This is a genomic window from Bradyrhizobium sp. KZN70725 (assembly GCF_055264925.1).
Window position 1 is genome coordinate 88,432 of sequence record NZ_JBUYWT010000027.1, and the last position, 17,672, is coordinate 106,103.

A 17,672-nucleotide genomic window follows, 5' to 3' on the forward strand; every position below is an offset into this window, starting at 1 on the left:
GCAAGCATGTCCGACGTTTCCGCGACGATGGATTTGCGCCGGCGGGACGCCGCCGACAAGCTGCGTGGCCGTACGCGCTACACCATCGATCGATATCTGCCCGGCATGCTGCACGCCGCGGTGCTGCGTGCCGGCCTGCCTTCGGGCCGGATCATTCGCCTCGACACGTCGAGGGCTGCCCGCATGCCGGGGGTACGTGCGATCGTGACGGCGTCGGATGCGCCCGGCATGATCGGCATCGGCATCGCCGATCACCCGCTGTTCGCCCGCGATGTCATTCGCTACGACGGCGAACCGCTTGCCGCGGTCGCAGCCGTCACGTTGGCGCAGGCGCAGGCCGCGCTCGCGGCGATCGACGTGGAAATCGAGCAACTCCCCGCAATATTGACCATGGCGGAGGCGCTGGCACCAGATGCGCGGCTGGTTCATCCGGACTGGCGCAGCTATGAGGTGCTGCTCGAAGGCGGCGCGCGTGCGGGCAATGTCGCCTGGGAGGCGACCGTCGTTCGCGGCGACGTCGACGCCGCCTTTGCGCGGCCTGACGTCGAGATCGTCGAAAGTTTCTATCGCGTCGGCCGGCAGAACCACGTGGCCTTCGAGCCGCGTGCGGTCGTCGCAAGCTACGAGGACGGCCGCTTCCATATCGAGACGTCGACGCAGGTTCCCTGGAGCGTCCGCAATGCAACCGCGCGCGCGTTGGGCGTGCCGGCATCGCAAGTGCGCGTCACTGTGCCGCCGGTCGGCGGCGGCTTCGGTCTCAAATTCGATCTGGCGGTTGAGCCCTTCGCCGCCCTCCTCGCCCGCGCCAGCGGCCGGCCGGTTCGCCTCGTCAATTCCCGCGAGGACGAGATGCTGACCTGCCTGTTCCGCGAGAACGCCGATATTCGCATCCGCTCGGCGGTGACGCGCGACGGAGAAATCGTGGGCCGCGAGGCGGTCGTGCTGATGGACTGCGGCGCCTATGGCGGCGAACAGATCTTCCTGACCACCATGACCGCACACACGCTCGGCGGAAACTACAGGCTTGGCAGCGTGCGCATGGTCTCGCGCGCGGTCTATACCAACACGGCGCCGAACGGCGCGTTCCGCTGCTGCAATGGCGTCTACAACACCTTCGCGCTCGAGCGGCACACCGACGAGATCGCAGCGCGGATCGGAATGAATCCGCTTGCTTTCCGGCGCCGCAACGTGCTCGGCGACAAGGATCTCGGCGCCACCGGCCAGGTATTCGAAGGCGATGTGCTCGGCCCGATGCTCGACCGGATGGATACGTTGCGCGACGCGGCTGCGCCGCTGCCGGCGCGCACCGACGGCAAGCTCCTTGGACGCGCGACCACCGTCGGCACCTGGTTCGTCTTCGTCGGCCCGTCCGCCGCGACGGTGAACATGAATGCCGACGGCACGGCGACCCTGGTCACGTCGGGTGTCGAGATCGGCTCCGGCTCGATGATGCAGAGCCTGCCGCAGATCGTTGCCAGCACGCTCGGCATCGCGCCCGAGCAGGTGATCGTCCGCGCCGCCGATACCGATGCGGCCGGTTATGATGTCGGCGTCGGTGGCGGCCGCACCACCGTCTCGCTCGGCGCCGCCAGCCTGTCGGCGGCACAGGAGGTGCGCACGAAGCTTTTGAGGATCGCCTCCGAGATGATCGAAGCCGCGCCCGGCGATCTCGTCATGCGCGATGGTCGGATCGAGATCGCGGGCGCGCCGGGCTCCGGCCGCACCGTCGCGGAGGTCGCGACCCGCGCTCAAGCGCTGGGCGGACCGGTCGCCGGCACCGGCGCCTTCACCGGCGCCGGCGTGCCGGCGATGCCCGGTTGCGTTGCCGGTCATTTCATCGACGCGATCGACATCCCCGTCTTCGCCGTCCACGACTGCGAGGTCGCCGTCGATCCGGAGACCGGGCATGTCGAGGTGCTAAGCTATCGCGTGGTCCAGGACGTCGGCCGTGCGCTGAATCCACGCGCAATCCACGGCCAGATCCAGGGCGGCGTCGTGCAGGGCCTGGGCTACGCCCTGCACGAGGAGGTGACGATCGGCAGCAATGGCCGTGTCAGTCAAAGCGGCTTTGAGACTTACCGCGTACCGCTTGCGCTCGACGTCGTACCGGTGGAGATCAGCCTCTATGAGGGTGCGGCGTCGGTGGGGCCGCTCGGCACCAAGGGCGCCGGCGAGGTGCCGATCCTCAATGTCGGCGCCACCGTCGCCTGCGCCGTTGCCAACGCGACAGGAAAGCGGGTGCAGGAATTACCCCTAACGCCGCCGCGCGTGCTCGAGCTTCTGCTCGAGCGCAAGCCGGGTCTGGCACTGTCTCACATTGCCGAGGTGTGGGCGGACAACCTTGTTCGTCCTCACCAGTGGCCCTAGGGACATCAGAAAAAATGCCCAGCAAACGATCCGAACGCTGAGCGACCGGCTTGGGCGCCAGGCGCCTGATCCGTGGCAGGTAGGCGCTACCGTCCCCGCACCAACCAGGCCCACGATATTTTCGTCCATTCCCCTCCGCGGCGCTCAGGCAGCCGCGACCTCGTGGCCCGCCATGACCTCCAGCGCTCTCAGAATGCCGGAATGGTCCCAGCTTTTGCCGCCGAGGGCGGTACAGGCGTTGAACAGCTGCTGGGCTGCGGCAGTGCCTGGCAGCGACAAGCCAAGCGCGCGCGCCCCTTCCAGCGCGAGGTTGAGGTCCTTCTGATGCAGCTCAATGCGGAAGCCCGGATCAAAATTGCGCTTCAGCATGCGATCGCCGTGCACTTCGAGGATCCGGGACGACGCGAAGCCGCCCATCAACGCCTGGCGCACCAATGCGGGGTCGGCCCCGGCCTTGGAGGCGAACAGCAACGCCTCGCTCACCGCCTCGATGGTCAGCGCCACGATGATCTGGTTCGCAACCTTGGTGGTCTGGCCGTCGCCGTTGCCGCCGACATGCGTGACATTCTTTCCCATCGTTTCAAACAGGGGCTTCATCGCATTGAACGCCCGCTCCCGCCCGCCAACCATGATGGTCAGGCTGGCCGCCTTTGCACCAACTTCGCCGCCGGAGACCGGCGCGTCGAGATAATCGGCCCCGAGCGCATCGATCCAGCGTGCAAACTCCTTCGTCGCCAGCGGAGAGATCGAGCTCATATCCGTCACGATCATGCCTTTGGAGATGCCCTCCGCGACGCCGCCTTGACCGAACAGCACGGCTTCGACATGCGGGGTGTCCGGTACCATGATGATCACGGCGTCCGACTCCTGCGCCACCTGCTTGGCGGACTCGCAAGCGATGCCGCCGGCCGCGATCAACTCAGGCGCAACAGGTACGACGTCGTGCAGGAACAGGCGATAACCGGCAGCCAGGAGGTGGCCGGCCATCGGACGTCCCATGGTGCCAAGTCCGATGAATCCGATGTCTTTCATTGTCGTTGCTCCCTGTCAGCCGGATGAAGGCGTTTTTCCGGACGAGCGACTCTCGGCTCGCGTGAAGAAACCGCGTTAAATAAAATTCCAGAGCTCCGTCCCGATTCAATCGGAACGGAACAGGCTCTAGGTCACGAAAGTCTGTGCGGCGTGCCAGCCCAGGCTCTCGAGCGTGGTCGTCCGCGGCTTGTATTCGCACCCGATCCAGCCCCGATACCCGATGCTGTCGAGATGCTTGAACAGATAGCAGTAGTTGATTTCGCCGGTTCCCGGTTCATAACGGCCCGGATTGTCGGCGAGCTGGACATGCGCGATCCGGCCGAGATGCTTCTGCAGGGTCCGCGCGATATCACCTTCCATGATCTGCATGTGATAGATGTCGTACTGGATGAACAGATTGGATGAGCCAACCTCGGAAATGAGCTGCACCGCCTGTTCCGTACGGCTCAGGAAGAAGCCGGGAATATCGAGCGTGTTGATCGGTTCGACGAGGAGCCTGATGCCATGCTGGGCGAGCGCGCCTGCGGCGAAGCGCAGGTTGGACACGAGGACTTCCTGCAGGTCCGCCCTATCCGTATCGGCTGGAGCGATGCCGACCAGGCAGTTCAGCTGCCGGCAATCCAGCGCCTTTGCGTAGTCGATCGCGCGCACCACGCCGTCGCGAAATTCATCGACCCGATTGCGCAGGATCGCAATGCCACGCTCACCGGCGGCCCAGTTGCCGGCTGGAAGATTGTGCAGCACCTGGGTCAGCCCACAGCGCGCCAATTCCTCCCGCAACGCGCCCTTTTCGAAGTCATAAGGAAAAAGATACTCGACTGCGTTGAAGCCGGCCGCCTTGGCGGCCGCGAACCGATCGAGGAACGGCAGCTCGTTGAAGAGCATGGTGAGATTGGCGGCAAATTGAGGCACGGGTCGTATCTCCGCTTGAAGCGATGAAAGATGTGGTCAGGCCGGCAACAGCGTGCCGGATCGTGATGCGCTCGGCACGTCATCGAGCGGAAGATCGAGCACCTCTTCGAACTCGACGATGTTGTCGATCTCCGTTCCCATCGCGATATTGGTGACTCGCTCGAGAATGAACTCCACCACCACGGGCACGCGATGCTTCGCCATCAGCTCGCGTGCGGTTGCGAACGCCGCCTGCGCGTCGTTCGGATCGGTGACCCGGATCGCCTTGCAGCCCAAACCCTCTGCGACGGCCACATGGTCGACGCCGTAACCGCCGATCTCGGGCGCGTTGATGTTCTCGAACGAGAGCTGGACGTGATAGTCCATGTCGAAGCCGCGCTGCGCCTGCCGGATCAGGCCGAGATATGAATTGTTCACGACGACGTGGATGTAGGGCAGATTGAACTGCGCCCCGACCGCGAGCTCCTCGATCAGGAACTGGAAGTCGTAGTCACCCGACAGCGCGACGATGTCGCGGTCGGGATCGGCGGCACGCACGCCAAGCGCGGCCGGCAGTGTCCAGCCGAGAGGACCGGCCTGCCCGGCGTTGATCCAGTTGCGCGCATTGTAGACGTTGAGGAACTGGGCCCCAGCGATCTGCGACAATCCGATCACGGTCACGTAGCAGGTGTCGCGGCCAAAGGCCTTGTTCATTTCCTCGTAGACGCGCTGGGGCTTGATCGGGATGTTTTCGAAGTGGCTCTTGCGCAGCATCGAACGCTTGCGGTCGCGACAGGCGGCGGGCCAGGCCTGCCGATCGCGCAGCCTCCCGGACTTCCGCCACTCCCTGGCGACGCTCACGAACATTTCCAGCGCGGCCTTGGCGTCGGAGACGATACCGAGGTCCGGATTGAAGACCCGCCCGATCTGCGTCGGCTCGATGTCGACATGCACGAATTTGCGGCCCTTCGTGTAGGTCTCGATCGAGCCGGTATGCCGGTTGGCCCAGCGATTTCCGATGCCGAGCACGAAATCGGATTCGAGCATCGTGGCGTTGGCGTAGCGATGGCTGGTCTGCAAGCCGACCATGCCTGCCATCAGCGCATGATCGTCAGGAATAGCGCCCCAGGCCATCAGCGTCGGAACGACCGGAACGTTGACCGCTTCGGCAAAGGCGACCAGCAGCTCGGATGCATCGGCGTTGATCACGCCGCCGCCGGCCACAATCAGCGGCCGCTCCGCGGCGTTCAGCATCTCGAGTGCCTTCTCGATCTGCTTGCGCGTCGCCGTCGGCTTGTAGACCGACAACGGTGAATAGGTCTCGTCGTCGAACTCGATCTCGGCCAGTTGCACATCGAGCGGAAGGTCGATCAGCACCGGTCCCGGCCGCCCCGACCGCATGACATGGAAAGCCTGGCTGAACACGCGCGGCACCAGCGCCGGCTCGCGCACGGTGACGGCCCATTTCGTCACTGGTTTTGCGATCGACTCGATGTCGACGGCCTGGAAATCCTCCTTGTAGAGCCGCGCCCGCGGCGCCTGACCGGTGATGCAGAGGATCGGAATGGAATCAGCGATCGCCGAGTAGAGGCCGGTGATCATGTCGGTGCCGGCCGGACCCGATGTGCCGATGCAGACGCCGATATTGCCCGCCTTCGCCCTGGTATAGCCTTCCGCCATATGCGAGGCGCCTTCGACGTGCCGCGCCAGAATATGCTGGATCGAGCCGTTGCGCTTCAGTGCGGAGTAAAGCGGATTGATCGCTGCGCCGGGAACGCCGAATGCGCACGTGATCCCTTCGCGTTGGAGAATGCGCACTGCTGCATCGACTGCTCGCATCTTCATGTGATGATCCCGCTTCGCTATGAGTTGGCCTGAGCAGGATCATCAGGCCCGCGAGCATCGATCTCAACGCAATCGATTGGAATTTCCGCGCTGTGGCAACGCTCGCGATTTCTTGCGCGTCTTCAAACGATTAGCGTCAGCGTAGAAATGGAAATTGTTGCGGACGGAATTGCAGCCCGCCCTACGCCTGCGCTTGCTGCGTGCGGTTCCCGCGAAGTTCGGCCGTGAGTTCGGCTGCGATCCGATGCACGATCGTACCGATCTCGGGCAAGCGTTCGTTCGTCAGCCTGTCCGCCATGCCGGATACCGAGATTGCGGCATATGGCTCGTTGCAATCGTTGAAGACGACCGCGGCCACGCAGCGCAGGCCGAGGCGCGCCTCTTCATCATCCACCGCATAACCCTGACGCCGCACGCTCTCCAATTCCTTGAACAACTCGCCGGGCCGCACGATCGATTTTTCCGTCAGCCGCGGCATGCCCTGACGGCGAATGATCGCGTTGACGTCTGCATCGGAATAGGTAGCCAGCACCGCCTTGCCCACTCCCGAGGCGATCATCGCGACGCGTCCGCCGACCTTGGTCAGCGAGCGCATGATCTCACGGCTTTCAATGCGGGACACGACGATGATGGATTCATCGTCGACCACGGCAAGATTGGCCGTTTCCCGGGTCTGGTCGCGCAGCTTGCGCAGATAAGGCAGTGCCTGCGCGGCAAAATTCCGCCGGCGCACGAAGGTCGAGCCGACCACGAAGCTTTGCGCGCCGATGTGCCACTTGGATTCGTCGCGGTCGAATTGAACGAACCTGCGGTTCTCGAGCGTGGTCAGCAGCCGATGTACGGTCGAGGGAGACAGGCCGGTGCGGATCGCCAGATCGGTCAGCCGATAGCCTTCATCATCCTCTGCAAGTGTCTCCAGGATTTGCATGGCGCGATCAACGGACTGAACACCGCCGTCGCGCGCGTCCAGCTCCGGTTGCGCGCGAAGATCGGGATCGGACGGCTTGCGCCGGATCGGCTCTCTTTTCATCACGACCTGCCCCTAACCGGTTGCGGTTCAGAACGAAATTGCCCGTCGAGAGCGAGCTTCAGAATTGGCATATGGCATACCAAAAGGCCATGGAGTCAAGGCGACAACACTCGCGAATAGGTCAGTATTTTTGCCATTATTCTTGGCAAATGGCTCGATTCTTTTGTTTGACTTCTGGGATAATGTATACCACGATCGCTTCACAACGACCAAATCAAGCAACCGGGAGGACGATGCCATGTACGCCGGGGACATCCTTCGCGCCAACAATGCGCACGTGGTGACGATCGGCTCGAACGAAACCGTGAGCATTGCGGCGAACCTGATGTACGCGAGCAATGTCGGCGCCCTCGTGGTCAGGAACGCCTCGCGCAGCAAGGACGCCGCCGTGATCGGGATGTTCAGCGAGCGCGACGTCGTCGCTGTGATCGCCGAGCGCGGCACTAATGGTCTTGCGATGAAAGTCGCGCAATTCATCTCGCCGCGGCCGCTGCTGTCCTGCAATTCGCAAGATGCGCTCACGGATGTCGAGCGCCTCATGGCCCGTCATGGAATCCGCCATGTCCCCGTCATCGACAACGGCCGGCTCGTCGGCGTCGTGAGCATGCGGGACATCACCCTTGCTTTCGAGGAAACCGCCTGCGCGGCCTGACAGACTTGCCCAAGGCCATTGCCACGCTACTCGGTTCGAGCCGCTGCGGCTCCTGCTGTGTCCCCACTCTGCTTGCGAGGATCGAATGAGAATCTGCATCTACGGCGCCGGCGCGATCGGCGGCTATCTCGGTGTCGAATTTATGCGTGCTGGTGCCGATGTCAGCCTGGTCGCGCGGGGTGCGCATCTCGCCGCAATGCGGCAGAACGGCCTGAAACTCCTGATCGGCGACGAGGAGCGCGTCGTGCATCCTCGCTGCACCGATAACCCCGCCGAACTCGGCGAGCAGGATTACGTCATCATTTGCCTCAAGGCGCATTCGATCACCGGTGTCATCGAGCCCATGCGGCCGCTGCTGGGCGATCGGACCCGCATCGTCACCGCCGTCAACGGCATTCCCTATTGGTATTTCCACAAGCACGGTGGTCGGCACGAAGGATCGACGCTCGAGAGCATCGATCCTGGCGGTCAGCAGTGGAACGAGCTCGGTCCCGAGCGCGCGATCGGCTGCGTGGTGTACCCCGCCACCGAGATCGAGGCGCCCGGCGTGATCCGCCATGTCTACGGCAACAACTTTCCGCTGGGCGAGCCCTCCGGCGAGATCACATCCGACGTCCAGAAACTTTCCGAGCTGTTCGTGGCCGCGAGCATGAAAGCTCCGGTCCTCGACCGTATCCGTGACGAGATCTGGCTCAAGCTGTGGGGCAACGTCTGTTTCAACCCGATCAGCGCCCTCACCCACGCGACGCTCGACGTGATCTGCAGCAATCCGGGCACGCGCGCGCTGTCCCGGGCGATCATGCTGGAGGCCCAGGCGATCGCGGAAAGCCTCGGCGTCAAGTTTCGGGTCGATGTCGAACGCCGCATCGAAGGTGCGCGCAAGGTCGGCGCGCACAAGACCTCGATGCTGCAGGATCTCGAGCGCGGACGTCCGGTCGAGATCGATCCGTTGATCACCGTGGTGCAGGAGATGGGCCGGATGACAGGAATCGCGACGCCCGCCCTCGATGCGGTGCTGGCCCTGGTCGCGCAGCGCACCAGGCTGGCCGGCCTCTATGACGGGGCGGCGGGCGCCGCAGCAGCAGAAACGCTGGCGGTGGCGTGATCCCGATGAGCAATGTTACGCGCTGGGTCCGCTTCCGCCACCATGCCGAAATCGGCTTCGGGCAACTCATTCCATCCGGCATCTCCGTGCACGAAGGGGACATGTTCGGCGACATGCGACCGACTGGACAAACGCTGGCGCTGGACAACGTCGAGCTGCTCGCCCCGACGCAACCGAGCAAGGTCATCGCGCTCTGGAACAATTTTCACGCGCTTGCGGAGAAGCTGAAATCACCTGAGCCCGCCGAACCGTTGTACCTGTTGAAGGCGCCGACCAGCGTCACCACGCCTGGCGCGATCATCACGCGCCCCTTGGGCTATGATGGCAAGACGACCTACGAAGGCGAGCTCGGCATCGTCATCGGCAAGAGCTGCACCGCGGTCGCGCCCGAACAGGCCGACGCCTTTATCTTCGGCTACACCTGCACCAACGACGTCACCGCCGCGGACATCCTCAATCGCGACCCGACCTTCCCGCAATGGGCACGGGCCAAGGGCTTCGATGGATATGGACCCTTCGGTCCCGTCATTGCCTCAGGCCTCGACCCCGCAAGCCTTGTGGTGCGCACCATCCTGAACGGCGTCGAGCGCCAGAACTACCCGATCGCGGACATGATCTTCAGCGCACAGACGCTGGTCAGCAAGATCTCGCACGACATGACGCTGTTGCCGGGCGACCTGATCTGCTGCGGGACATCGATTGGCGTCGGGGTGATGAAGGAGCCCGTCAACACGGTCACCGTCGCGATCGACGGAATCGGCGAGTTGACCAACGAATTCCGTCAGTAGGCTGCGGCGGGACGACAACCCGACGCAGCCGGCCCAAACGACGATTATCTGCCTTAGGAGCGTACATGATCTCCACCAACCCGGCATCATCGCCCGGCGGCTTCCGCTGGCTGCAACTGGCGATTGGCATCGTCTGCATGGCGATGATCGCCAACCTGCAATATGGCTGGACGCTGTTCGTTGATCCGATCGACGCGAAGTTTCACTGGGGCCGTCCGGCCATCCAGCTCGCCTTCACGATTTTCGTGATGACGGAGACATGGCTTGTGCCGGTGGAGGCCTGGTTCGTGGACAAATACGGCCCCCGCATCGTCATCATGTTCGGCGGGCTGATGATCGGGTTGGCCTGGATCATGAACTCATACGCCTCCTCTCTCGTCACGCTTTATGCGGCAGCTGTCGTCGCGGGCATCGGTGCCGGCGCCGTCTACGGCACTTGCGTCGGCAATGCCCTGAAATGGTTTCCGGACCGGCGCGGCCTGGCCGCAGGAGCAACCGCCGCCGGGTTTGGCGCCGGTGCGGCCCTCACCGTCGTACCGATCGCCAACATGATTGCCGCCAGCGGCTACCAGAGCACCTTCCTGACCTTCGGGATCGGACAAGGCCTCATCGTCATCCTGCTGGCCTGGTTCGTCCGGCCACCACATGGCGTCGAAGCACCCAGGAAAAAGCGTCTCAATCTGCCGCAGAGTGCGATCGACTACACTCCGCCCCAGGTGTTGCGCACCCCGGTCTTCTGGGTCATGTACGTGGTGTTCGTCATGGTGGCTTCCGGCGGCTTGATGACCGCCGCGCAAATCGGGCCGATCGCCCATGACTTCAAGATCGCGGACACGCCGGTCACCTTGGCGGGCTTCCAGATGGCGGCACTGACGTTTGCCATCTCGCTCGATCGCGTCTTCGACGGTTTCGGCCGTCCGCTCTTTGGCTGGGTCTCCGACAATATCGGGCGCGAGCACACGATGTTCATCGCGTTCGCGACAGCGGCGCTGATGTTGCTGACGCTGTCCACCTACGGTCACATTCCGGTTGTCTTCGTGCTGGCCACGGCGATCTATTTCGGCGTCTTCGGCGAAATCTACAGCCTGTTTCCCGCGACGTCGGGCGACACGTTCGGCGCCAAATATGCAACCACCAACAACGGCATGCTCTACACGGCGAAGGGCACGGCGGCGCTGCTCGTGCCGCTCGCGAGCATCATCTCTTCCCAGCTCGGCTGGCAGGCCGTGTTCATCGTCGCGGTTGCACTCAATGCGACCGCTGCCCTCACCGCGTTGTTCCTGATCAAGCCGATGCGGCGCGCGTTCATTCTCGGCAGTGAAGCGACGGCAAGTGCCGCAATCGCTCGCGCAAAGGTCTTTCCCGGTGAAGGCGGTCGACTTGAGGCACCCATGTCTTACGACCGTCTCGAGAAGGCGCCATAACAAGAGACCTATCGGCCGGAGCGCAAGCGATTGAACGACAGATGGACGGATGTGCGGGCTCGGACCGCCCTGCGGCGAATCTTCGACGCCGCCATCGCGAGCGCCGATCCGAGGATCACGATTGCCGACGCCCTGCCGGCAAAGCCGAGGGGCAGATGCATCGTCGTCGGCGCGGGTAAGGCGTCGGCGGCAATGGCTGCGGGCCTCGACGCGGCATGGCCTGACGTCGCGCTTTCCGGCGTCGTCGTCACGCGCCACGGCCATTCGGTTCCAGCCGGCCGTATCGAAGTGCTCGAAGCGTCTCACCCCGTGCCGGATGACACGAGCAGGACCGCGGCCCTTCGCATGCTGCGCGCCGTCGAGGGGCTTTCTGCAGACGATCTCGTCATCGCCCTGATGTCCGGCGGTGGCTCGGCGCTGATGACCCTGCCGGCATTTCCGATGACTCTCGCCGACAAGCAGGCGGTCAACCGGGCACTCCTTGCAAGCGGCGCGACGATTGCCGAGATGAACGTCGTCCGCAAACATCTGTCCGCGATCAAGGGCGGTCGGCTGGCGCTGGCCGCCCGTCCCGCCCGCGTCACGACCCTTGTGATCTCAGACATTCCCGGCGACGATCCCGCGGCGATTGCCTCCGGTCCCTCGCTGCCGGACAGCAGCACGAAAGCCGCTGCGCTGGAGATCGTTGGCCGCTTTGCAATCGACCTGCCGGAAGCGGCGCGGCTTGTGCTCGAACAAGCGGACGAGACACCCAAGCCCGGCGAGATCGATGCTGATGTCCGCATCCTTGCCGCTCCATTCCATGCGCTTGACGCTGCGGCCAGCGCCGCCCGGGACGAAGGCCTGACGCCGATCATCCTTGGAGACGCGATCGAGGGCGAGGCACGGGAACTCGGAACCGTGATGGCCGGCATCGCCCGGTCGGTCGCGAGACATGCGCAGCCGGGCCCTGCCCCCGCGGTACTGCTGTCCGGAGGCGAGACGACGGTGACGATCGGGCGCGGGCCGGCGGGACGCGGCGGCCGCAACACCGAATTCCTGCTGGGGCTTGCCGTCGCCCTGTCCGGCGCATCCGATATCTGGGCCGTTGCGGGCGACAGCGATGGAATTGATGGAACGGAAGATGCGGCTGGCGCTTTGATCGGTCCGGATACGCTGCGGCGCGCCGCCGCGAATCTGCTTGACGCACGAGCGTACCTGGCTGCTCATGACAGCTACACGTTCTTCGACCGCCTTGGAGACCTCGTGCGCACCGGGCCAACGCTTACCAATGTCAACGATATCCGCGCCGTGCTGATTGCAGCCGGCAAGCCGGGAATCAAGCCAGCAATGAGGTGACCCATGCGCCGTCATCGACGCGCCAAGATCGTCGCAACCGTCGGTCCAGCAAGCAGTTCCCCCGAGATGCTCGAGGCGCTGCTGCTGGCTGGCGTCGATACGTTCCGCCTGAACTTCAGTCACGGAACGCAGAGCGATCACGCACGCATTCACGCGGCGATCCGAAAGCTGGAACAGGACGTCGGCCGGCCGATCGGCATCCTGATGGACCTCCAGGGCCCGAAGATCCGCGTCGGCACCTTGCGCGATGGAAAGATCACCGCAATGGCCGGAGAGACCATTCGGTTCGTCTTGTCCGGATCGGAAGGCGACCGAACCGCAATTCCCCTCCCGCATCGGGAGATCTTTGCCGCCGTTGCCCCCGGCCATGACCTTCTGATCGACGACGGCAGGGTCCGCGTTCGCGTTACCGGGCTCGGTGACGATTTCATCGAAGCCAAGGTGATCGTCGGCGGCACGATCTCGAATCACAAGGGCGTCAATCTGCCGGGTACGGTCCTCGATCTTTCACCGCTGACCGCGAAGGATCGCCTCGATCTGGAGTTCGGCCTGAAACTTGGCGTGGATTGGGTTGCGCTGTCGTTCGTGCAGAAGCCCTCGGATATCATCGAGGCGCGAGGCCTCGTCGGGGACCGTGCCGGCCTGATGGCCAAGATCGAGAAGCCGGCCGCGCTCGAACGGATCGACGATATCATCCAGCTGTGCGACGCCATCATGGTTGCGCGGGGAGATCTCGGCGTCGAAATCCCGCATGAGGACGTGCCGGGGCGCCAGAAGGAGCTGGTGCGGGCCTGCCGTCTCGCGGTGAAGCCCGTGATCGTCGCCACGCAAATGCTGGACTCGATGGTCGCAGCCCCGACGCCGACACGTGCGGAAGTCTCCGATGTTGCGACCGCCATCTATGACGGCGCAGACGCCGTGATGCTGTCGGCGGAGTCCGCGACAGGCCGATATCCGCGCGAGGCGGTCGAGATGATGGACCGCATCATCCGCAGCACCGAACAACACAAGATGTACCGCTCGATCGTCGAGGCGACCCAGCCCGGCGAAGAGCAGACGCCACCGCATGCCGTGGCCACGGCAGCGGCCGATCTCGCCTCCGTCGTTCACGCCGCAGCCATTGTGGCCTATACGTCGAGCGGCACCACGGCCGCACGCGTCGCGCGCAAGCGGCCGAGCCGCCCGATCCTCGCCATCACCCCAAGCCGCGAAGTGTCCCGCCGCCTGTGCCTGCTTTGGGGCGCTCACAGCGTGCTTTCCGACGACGTTCAGAGCTATGAGGAGATGGTCGAGCGCGCAACTACATTCGCGCATGCAGAGCAGTTTGCATCAAGCCGCGATCTGCTGGTCGTGGTCGCCGGCATTCCCTTTGGACAAGCGGGAACGACCAACAATCTACGGGTCGTATCGCTGCCCTGAGAGAACCGTCAGCCCGAGCGATTGCATCATCAGCGCACCGCGCGGCAAGGTGAGCGCGACGGACGCGCGCCTCCCGATCGCCTAGGTCAGCATCGAGATGATCGACTGAAGCTGATCGGATGCCGACGTCACGAGCCCGTCGAACGAGGTCTGGCCGTGAGCTGCGGCTCGCAGGATGCATTCCGCAACAGCGGCCTTGAGACCGAACACGGATTGATCCGCCGGTACGCTTGCCATGACCGCATCCAACGCATCGCGCATCGTCTGGATCAGTTCGGCGCTGTGCTTCATGGCTGTCCCTCCGCGGGCTCAAAATAAGCCGGCCGTACAGGGTCGCTACTCACAAGCGCGCGATTCCAAATTGCCTTTTCTTAATGCAGTGACGGATACGTGAACCGGCGAACGCTAGAGCTCTTTCTCGGCAAGCTTGCGAAACGCGTCGGGCACCGAATGAACCGCCTCCAGCGCCGCTGAACCATATCCGATCGCCTCCCAGCCAAAGCGATCGCGGATCTTGTCGATCGCACGGTCCGCCGCCCAGCGGGCCATCCCTGTCGGACTTCCAGGCCGAAGCGCTTCGTCCTTCAGCCCGAGCGGAAGCTCCAGTGCAAGATCCCAATGCTCCTCGAGATGCGACACCGAGATCGCCAGCAGCGAGATGATCTTCTCGCCGGGATGGTCGGCAAGAGCCGCGCGCACCAGATTCTCGGCGAGCCGGGCCAGCACGATGGTCGTGCACACCGGCGCATCGAGCGTCATCGAGCGCGTCACCGACTTCAGGTCGGCGAAACGGACGCGCACCGTCACGGTTCGTCCGGGCCGCGACTTCGCCCGAAGCCGCGTGGCGACGCGGTCGGCGAGATGAAGCAGCGTGGGCCGAATGACTTGCTCGATCGCAGGCTTTCGGCCAAGCGCCGATTGTGCTCCCGCCGATCGTGCGCGCCGGTGTGGCTTGAGCTGTCGCGGATCACGATTCCAGGCCAGCGCGGCGAGTTTCTCGCCCGCTGCCGGACCGAGCAAGTGCGTCAGCGACCGTTCCGACAGTTTGGCGAGCTGACCGATCGTCGCGACGCCGATCGCGTCCAACCGGGTCCTCGTGACCGGCCCTACTCCCCACATCAACTCAACCGGCAATTCGTGAAGGAAGCTCAGCTCGGCGTCGGGATCAACGACGACAAGTCCATCGGGCTTTGCGACCTGCGAGGCGATCTTCGCCAGATGCTTGGTGCGGGCGACGCCGACCGAGATCGGAAGGCCGAGCTCGCTGCGTACGCGCCACCGGATCGACGCGGCTATTTCGGCAGGCGTTCCGAACAGGTGAGTGCAGCCGGCAACGTCCGCAAACGCCTCGTCGATCGAAATTCGCTCGACCAGCGGCGTGAAGTCGCCGATCACCTTGATGGCCGCGTCACCCAGCCGCTGGTAATCGCTGAAATGGCCGCCGACGAAAACCAGTTGCGGGCACAGTTGGCGCGCTTCCCGCCCCGACATGCCGCCATGCACTCCCAAGGCCTTGGCCTCATAGGACGCCGCCAGCACAACCCCGCCCCCGACGGCGATCGGCTTGCCACGCAGCGACGGCTCGAGCAGCTGCTCGACCGATGCGTAAAATGCATCCAGGTCCGCATGAAGGATGGTGGCTGCGGCTGCCATCTCGACCCGTTCATCCCTGACCTGACCGAAGCCGCCCGTCTCCGGACGTGGAAATTGACAATAGAACAAAATAGGAACATTTTGGAATCGAGTCAATCCAGCACGCGTCGTCGCGGCCGCTGGCGCCGCGAACGAGCGAGGTCGTCAACGCGCGTTGCCACACTGCGCGAGGGTATCTGCCGGCGTTCCCTTCAGCCGGCTTCGCCCGATCGCCCCCGATCTCGGTCCGCGGGAAATCGAAGTGGGAGTTGCTGCGAGGCGTCGACGCGGCACGTCGGCGGCTTCTGCGATGGACGACCGCACGCAGCTTGCGCGTATTGCCGCACCGGCTCACTCATCGGCCGGCTGACTTTGCCGCGCAGGGCTTTTTCGGCTAGATATTTTGCAATGACCGACCAATCTCATCAGGTGGACTTCCAAGCTGCGGCCCACCTTTACAAATGGCCTTCTCTCAACAACGCGAGGCGAGAGGATCGCGCGCCCTATATGGTCGTCAACGGAACGCTCGACCAATGCATTCGGGATTTCATGGGCAAGCCCGAGAAGACGCGACATCTCTACGAGATCCGGACCAAGTCGCAGCCTCCCCTCGTTCCCGACGTGCTGTCACCCGAGCATGTGATTGAGCTCTCCAGGCTTCGCGAGTTTCTCTGAGGCGCACGGCGAACGTGATCCCGACGCGTGTCGTTTGCGGAGCGACTTATCCATCTGTCGTAGGTCTGGTGCCGGATTGTTTGCCCTTTGGGGAGCCGGTACACTTGCTCGACTCCCTGACTGACCGACGTCCGTGCCGACATGATTGATCCGCTTCGACCCCGCCGAGGCTCGCACGTCGCCTGCACGGGAGCGGAACGGCGGCACGGCCGGTTGATGGGGCATCGCGAGGCGCCGCATGAGGTTCAATCTGGCGATCTTGAGTGTGCTGGCCGCAAGGCCCGGGCAGCGGATCGCAATCGACGAGGTCAGCCGCGAGGTCAAGCGCATGATCGCGGCCGGCGATGAAGCCACACAGTCGAAGCGGCCGTCCGAGCTTGGCGACGCCGACGTCTTCCAATCGGGATGGGCATCGATCAACGACGCGGGCCTGCAGATCACCGATTCGGGGCTCTCGCTGTGGCGCTCGCTTGAAGCCGCCCGCATCGAACAAGGACCCGATCGACAGGAAACGGAGCGATTGGACGCCGCTGCGGCCGACACGCGCCACTTTGCGGATGCTGCGATCGACCACCCCGACGACGTTGATCTCGAGCTCTCCGGCATGACGCGCGAGGACCGCGACGACGGCCAGCGATCCGGCGCGGGTCATTCGGCTACTGCTCCCGCCATCCCCTCGGCGCACTCTCCGATCGTCCCTGCGCCTGCATTCGGCGCCTTTCAAGAGGCGAACCGCATGGTGGCTGCGCGGCTGTCCGGTCTGGTCAGCTTCCTCGGCACGATCAAGCCGAAATTCGCCGCCGCGCGGCGACGACGATCCGCCGATGATGTCCCGGATCGTCGTGCCGATCGTCGAGGCGGATTGACGGGGCTGGCGGTGGCGTGCCTCAGCCTGATCTCGGTCGTCGCTTGCGTTGCCGCCGCGATTGCACTTGGTCAGCTCTCTTCGCTGAAGTCGGACATTGCCGCGTTGCGGCGGGAGCTCGCGCCGCTGAGGGAACGCCTCGCCAGACTCGAACAGGTCGAAGTCGCAAAACGCGAGGCTGCCCAGCAGCAAGATGCGCAAGACAAGGCCGAGGCGGAAAGGAAGCTGACTGACGGCGCAGGCGAACAGGCCGCGCTCAGTCTCTCGCGTGAAGAGATTCAGTTGATAAGGGAGTACATCAAGGCGGCGCCTTCGGCCGGCGCAGCTGTCGCGCCGATCAACGTCGGCGATCCCATCACCGGCGGAATGATTCCGCTGCCTTCATCGCTGACGGAGAAGGTGCCGCGCCTTGTCGGCGCGAGATTTGCGACCCGTAACGGTGCCATCATCATCAGCACGCGAAACAGCCGCCGCATCGATGTCGTGCTGATGCCGAACTAGAGCCTGTCCTCAGTTGAGCAAGATGAAAGCTGAGGCCAAGTGGATGCCGGCGAGAAAGTTTCTGGCGAGTTTGTCGTAGCGGGTCGCGATAGCGCGAAAGTGCTTGAG

15 protein-coding genes and 1 pseudogene are annotated in these 17,672 nt (G+C 64.1%); 9 read left to right on the forward strand and 7 right to left on the reverse strand.

Translation table 11 applies throughout. The features are described 5' to 3' along the window. Positions 1 to 6 precede the first annotated feature (6 nt). The gene (locus ACZBJS_RS24370) at positions 7 to 2,367 is read left to right on the forward strand and encodes a xanthine dehydrogenase family protein molybdopterin-binding subunit (protein ID WP_463439390.1); all 2,361 of its coding nucleotides are present in this window, start codon (positions 7 to 9) and stop codon (positions 2,365 to 2,367) included. A gap of 144 nt (positions 2,368 to 2,511) precedes the next feature. On the opposite strand, the gene ACZBJS_RS24375 is transcribed toward ACZBJS_RS24370, so the two are convergent. The 4 genes from ACZBJS_RS24375 to ACZBJS_RS24390 form a co-directional block, all read right to left on the reverse strand. Beyond that, positions 2,512 to 3,399, reverse strand: coding sequence for a 2-hydroxy-3-oxopropionate reductase (locus tag ACZBJS_RS24375; RefSeq protein ID WP_253624012.1), 888 nt, complete (start codon positions 3,397 to 3,399; stop codon positions 2,512 to 2,514). A gap of 126 nt (positions 3,400 to 3,525) precedes the next feature. Continuing rightward, positions 3,526 to 4,311: a hydroxypyruvate isomerase gene (hyi, locus tag ACZBJS_RS24380; RefSeq protein ID WP_141341031.1), complete on the reverse strand. Its 786-nt coding sequence runs from the start codon at positions 4,309 to 4,311 to the stop codon at positions 3,526 to 3,528. Positions 4,312 to 4,347: 36 nt separating this feature from the next. Beyond that, a complete protein-coding gene (gene gcl, locus ACZBJS_RS24385; RefSeq protein ID WP_168856846.1) occupies positions 4,348 to 6,135 on the reverse strand; it encodes a glyoxylate carboligase in 1,788 nt (595 codons plus the stop codon). 181 nt (positions 6,136 to 6,316) lie between these two features. Beyond that, on the reverse strand, positions 6,317 to 7,165 hold the full coding sequence (locus tag ACZBJS_RS24390; protein WP_253640158.1) for an IclR family transcriptional regulator: 849 nt from the start codon (positions 7,163 to 7,165) through the stop codon (positions 6,317 to 6,319). A gap of 238 nt (positions 7,166 to 7,403) precedes the next feature. Here ACZBJS_RS24390 and ACZBJS_RS24395 point away from each other — a divergent pair, with 238 nt between their 5' ends. From ACZBJS_RS24395 to pyk, 6 genes are all read left to right on the forward strand, one after another. Next, the gene (locus ACZBJS_RS24395; protein ID WP_463439401.1) at positions 7,404 to 7,817 is read left to right on the forward strand and encodes a CBS domain-containing protein; all 414 of its coding nucleotides are present in this window, start codon (positions 7,404 to 7,406) and stop codon (positions 7,815 to 7,817) included. Between the two features lie 85 nt (positions 7,818 to 7,902). Further along, entirely contained in the window at positions 7,903 to 8,922 is a 1,020-nt protein-coding gene (locus tag ACZBJS_RS24400; RefSeq protein ID WP_253624013.1) for a 2-dehydropantoate 2-reductase, read from the forward strand. Positions 8,923 to 8,927: 5 nt separating this feature from the next. Then, a complete protein-coding gene (locus tag ACZBJS_RS24405; protein WP_463439391.1) occupies positions 8,928 to 9,710 on the forward strand; it encodes a fumarylacetoacetate hydrolase family protein in 783 nt (260 codons plus the stop codon). A gap of 65 nt (positions 9,711 to 9,775) precedes the next feature. Continuing rightward, positions 9,776 to 11,134: an oxalate/formate MFS antiporter gene (gene oxlT / locus ACZBJS_RS24410; RefSeq protein WP_229190205.1), complete on the forward strand. Its 1,359-nt coding sequence runs from the start codon at positions 9,776 to 9,778 to the stop codon at positions 11,132 to 11,134. A gap of 30 nt (positions 11,135 to 11,164) precedes the next feature. Further along, on the forward strand, positions 11,165 to 12,472 hold the full coding sequence (locus ACZBJS_RS24415; RefSeq protein WP_463439392.1) for a glycerate kinase type-2 family protein: 1,308 nt from the start codon (positions 11,165 to 11,167) through the stop codon (positions 12,470 to 12,472). Positions 12,473 to 12,475: 3 nt separating this feature from the next. Next, positions 12,476 to 13,891 (forward strand): pyruvate kinase, encoded by a 1,416-nt coding sequence (gene pyk, locus ACZBJS_RS24420; RefSeq protein WP_463439393.1) that lies wholly within the window; start codon positions 12,476 to 12,478, stop codon positions 13,889 to 13,891. An 81-nt stretch (positions 13,892 to 13,972) separates the two neighbouring features. Here pyk and ACZBJS_RS24425 read toward each other — a convergent pair whose 3' ends face one another. Continuing rightward, positions 13,973 to 14,182, reverse strand: coding sequence for a hypothetical protein (locus ACZBJS_RS24425; RefSeq protein WP_092084574.1), 210 nt, complete (start codon positions 14,180 to 14,182; stop codon positions 13,973 to 13,975). 114 nt (positions 14,183 to 14,296) lie between these two features. Further along, entirely contained in the window at positions 14,297 to 15,544 is a 1,248-nt protein-coding gene (gene dinB, locus ACZBJS_RS24430) for a DNA polymerase IV (protein ID WP_463439394.1), read from the reverse strand. Between the two features lie 387 nt (positions 15,545 to 15,931). Between dinB and ACZBJS_RS24435 the strand changes: the two genes are divergently transcribed. Further along, positions 15,932 to 16,198, forward strand: coding sequence for a hypothetical protein (locus ACZBJS_RS24435; RefSeq protein WP_018270931.1), 267 nt, complete (start codon positions 15,932 to 15,934; stop codon positions 16,196 to 16,198). 328 nt (positions 16,199 to 16,526) lie between these two features. Then, positions 16,527 to 17,564 carry a hypothetical protein gene (locus ACZBJS_RS24440; RefSeq protein ID WP_463439395.1) on the forward strand — a complete coding sequence of 346 codons (1,038 nt, stop codon included), beginning with the start codon at positions 16,527 to 16,529 and terminating at the stop codon, positions 17,562 to 17,564. Between the two features lie 9 nt (positions 17,565 to 17,573). On the opposite strand, the pseudogene ACZBJS_RS24445 reads toward ACZBJS_RS24440, so the two are convergent. Further along, positions 17,574 to 17,672, reverse strand: a pseudogene (locus ACZBJS_RS24445) (IS5/IS1182 family transposase); the annotation flags it as partial.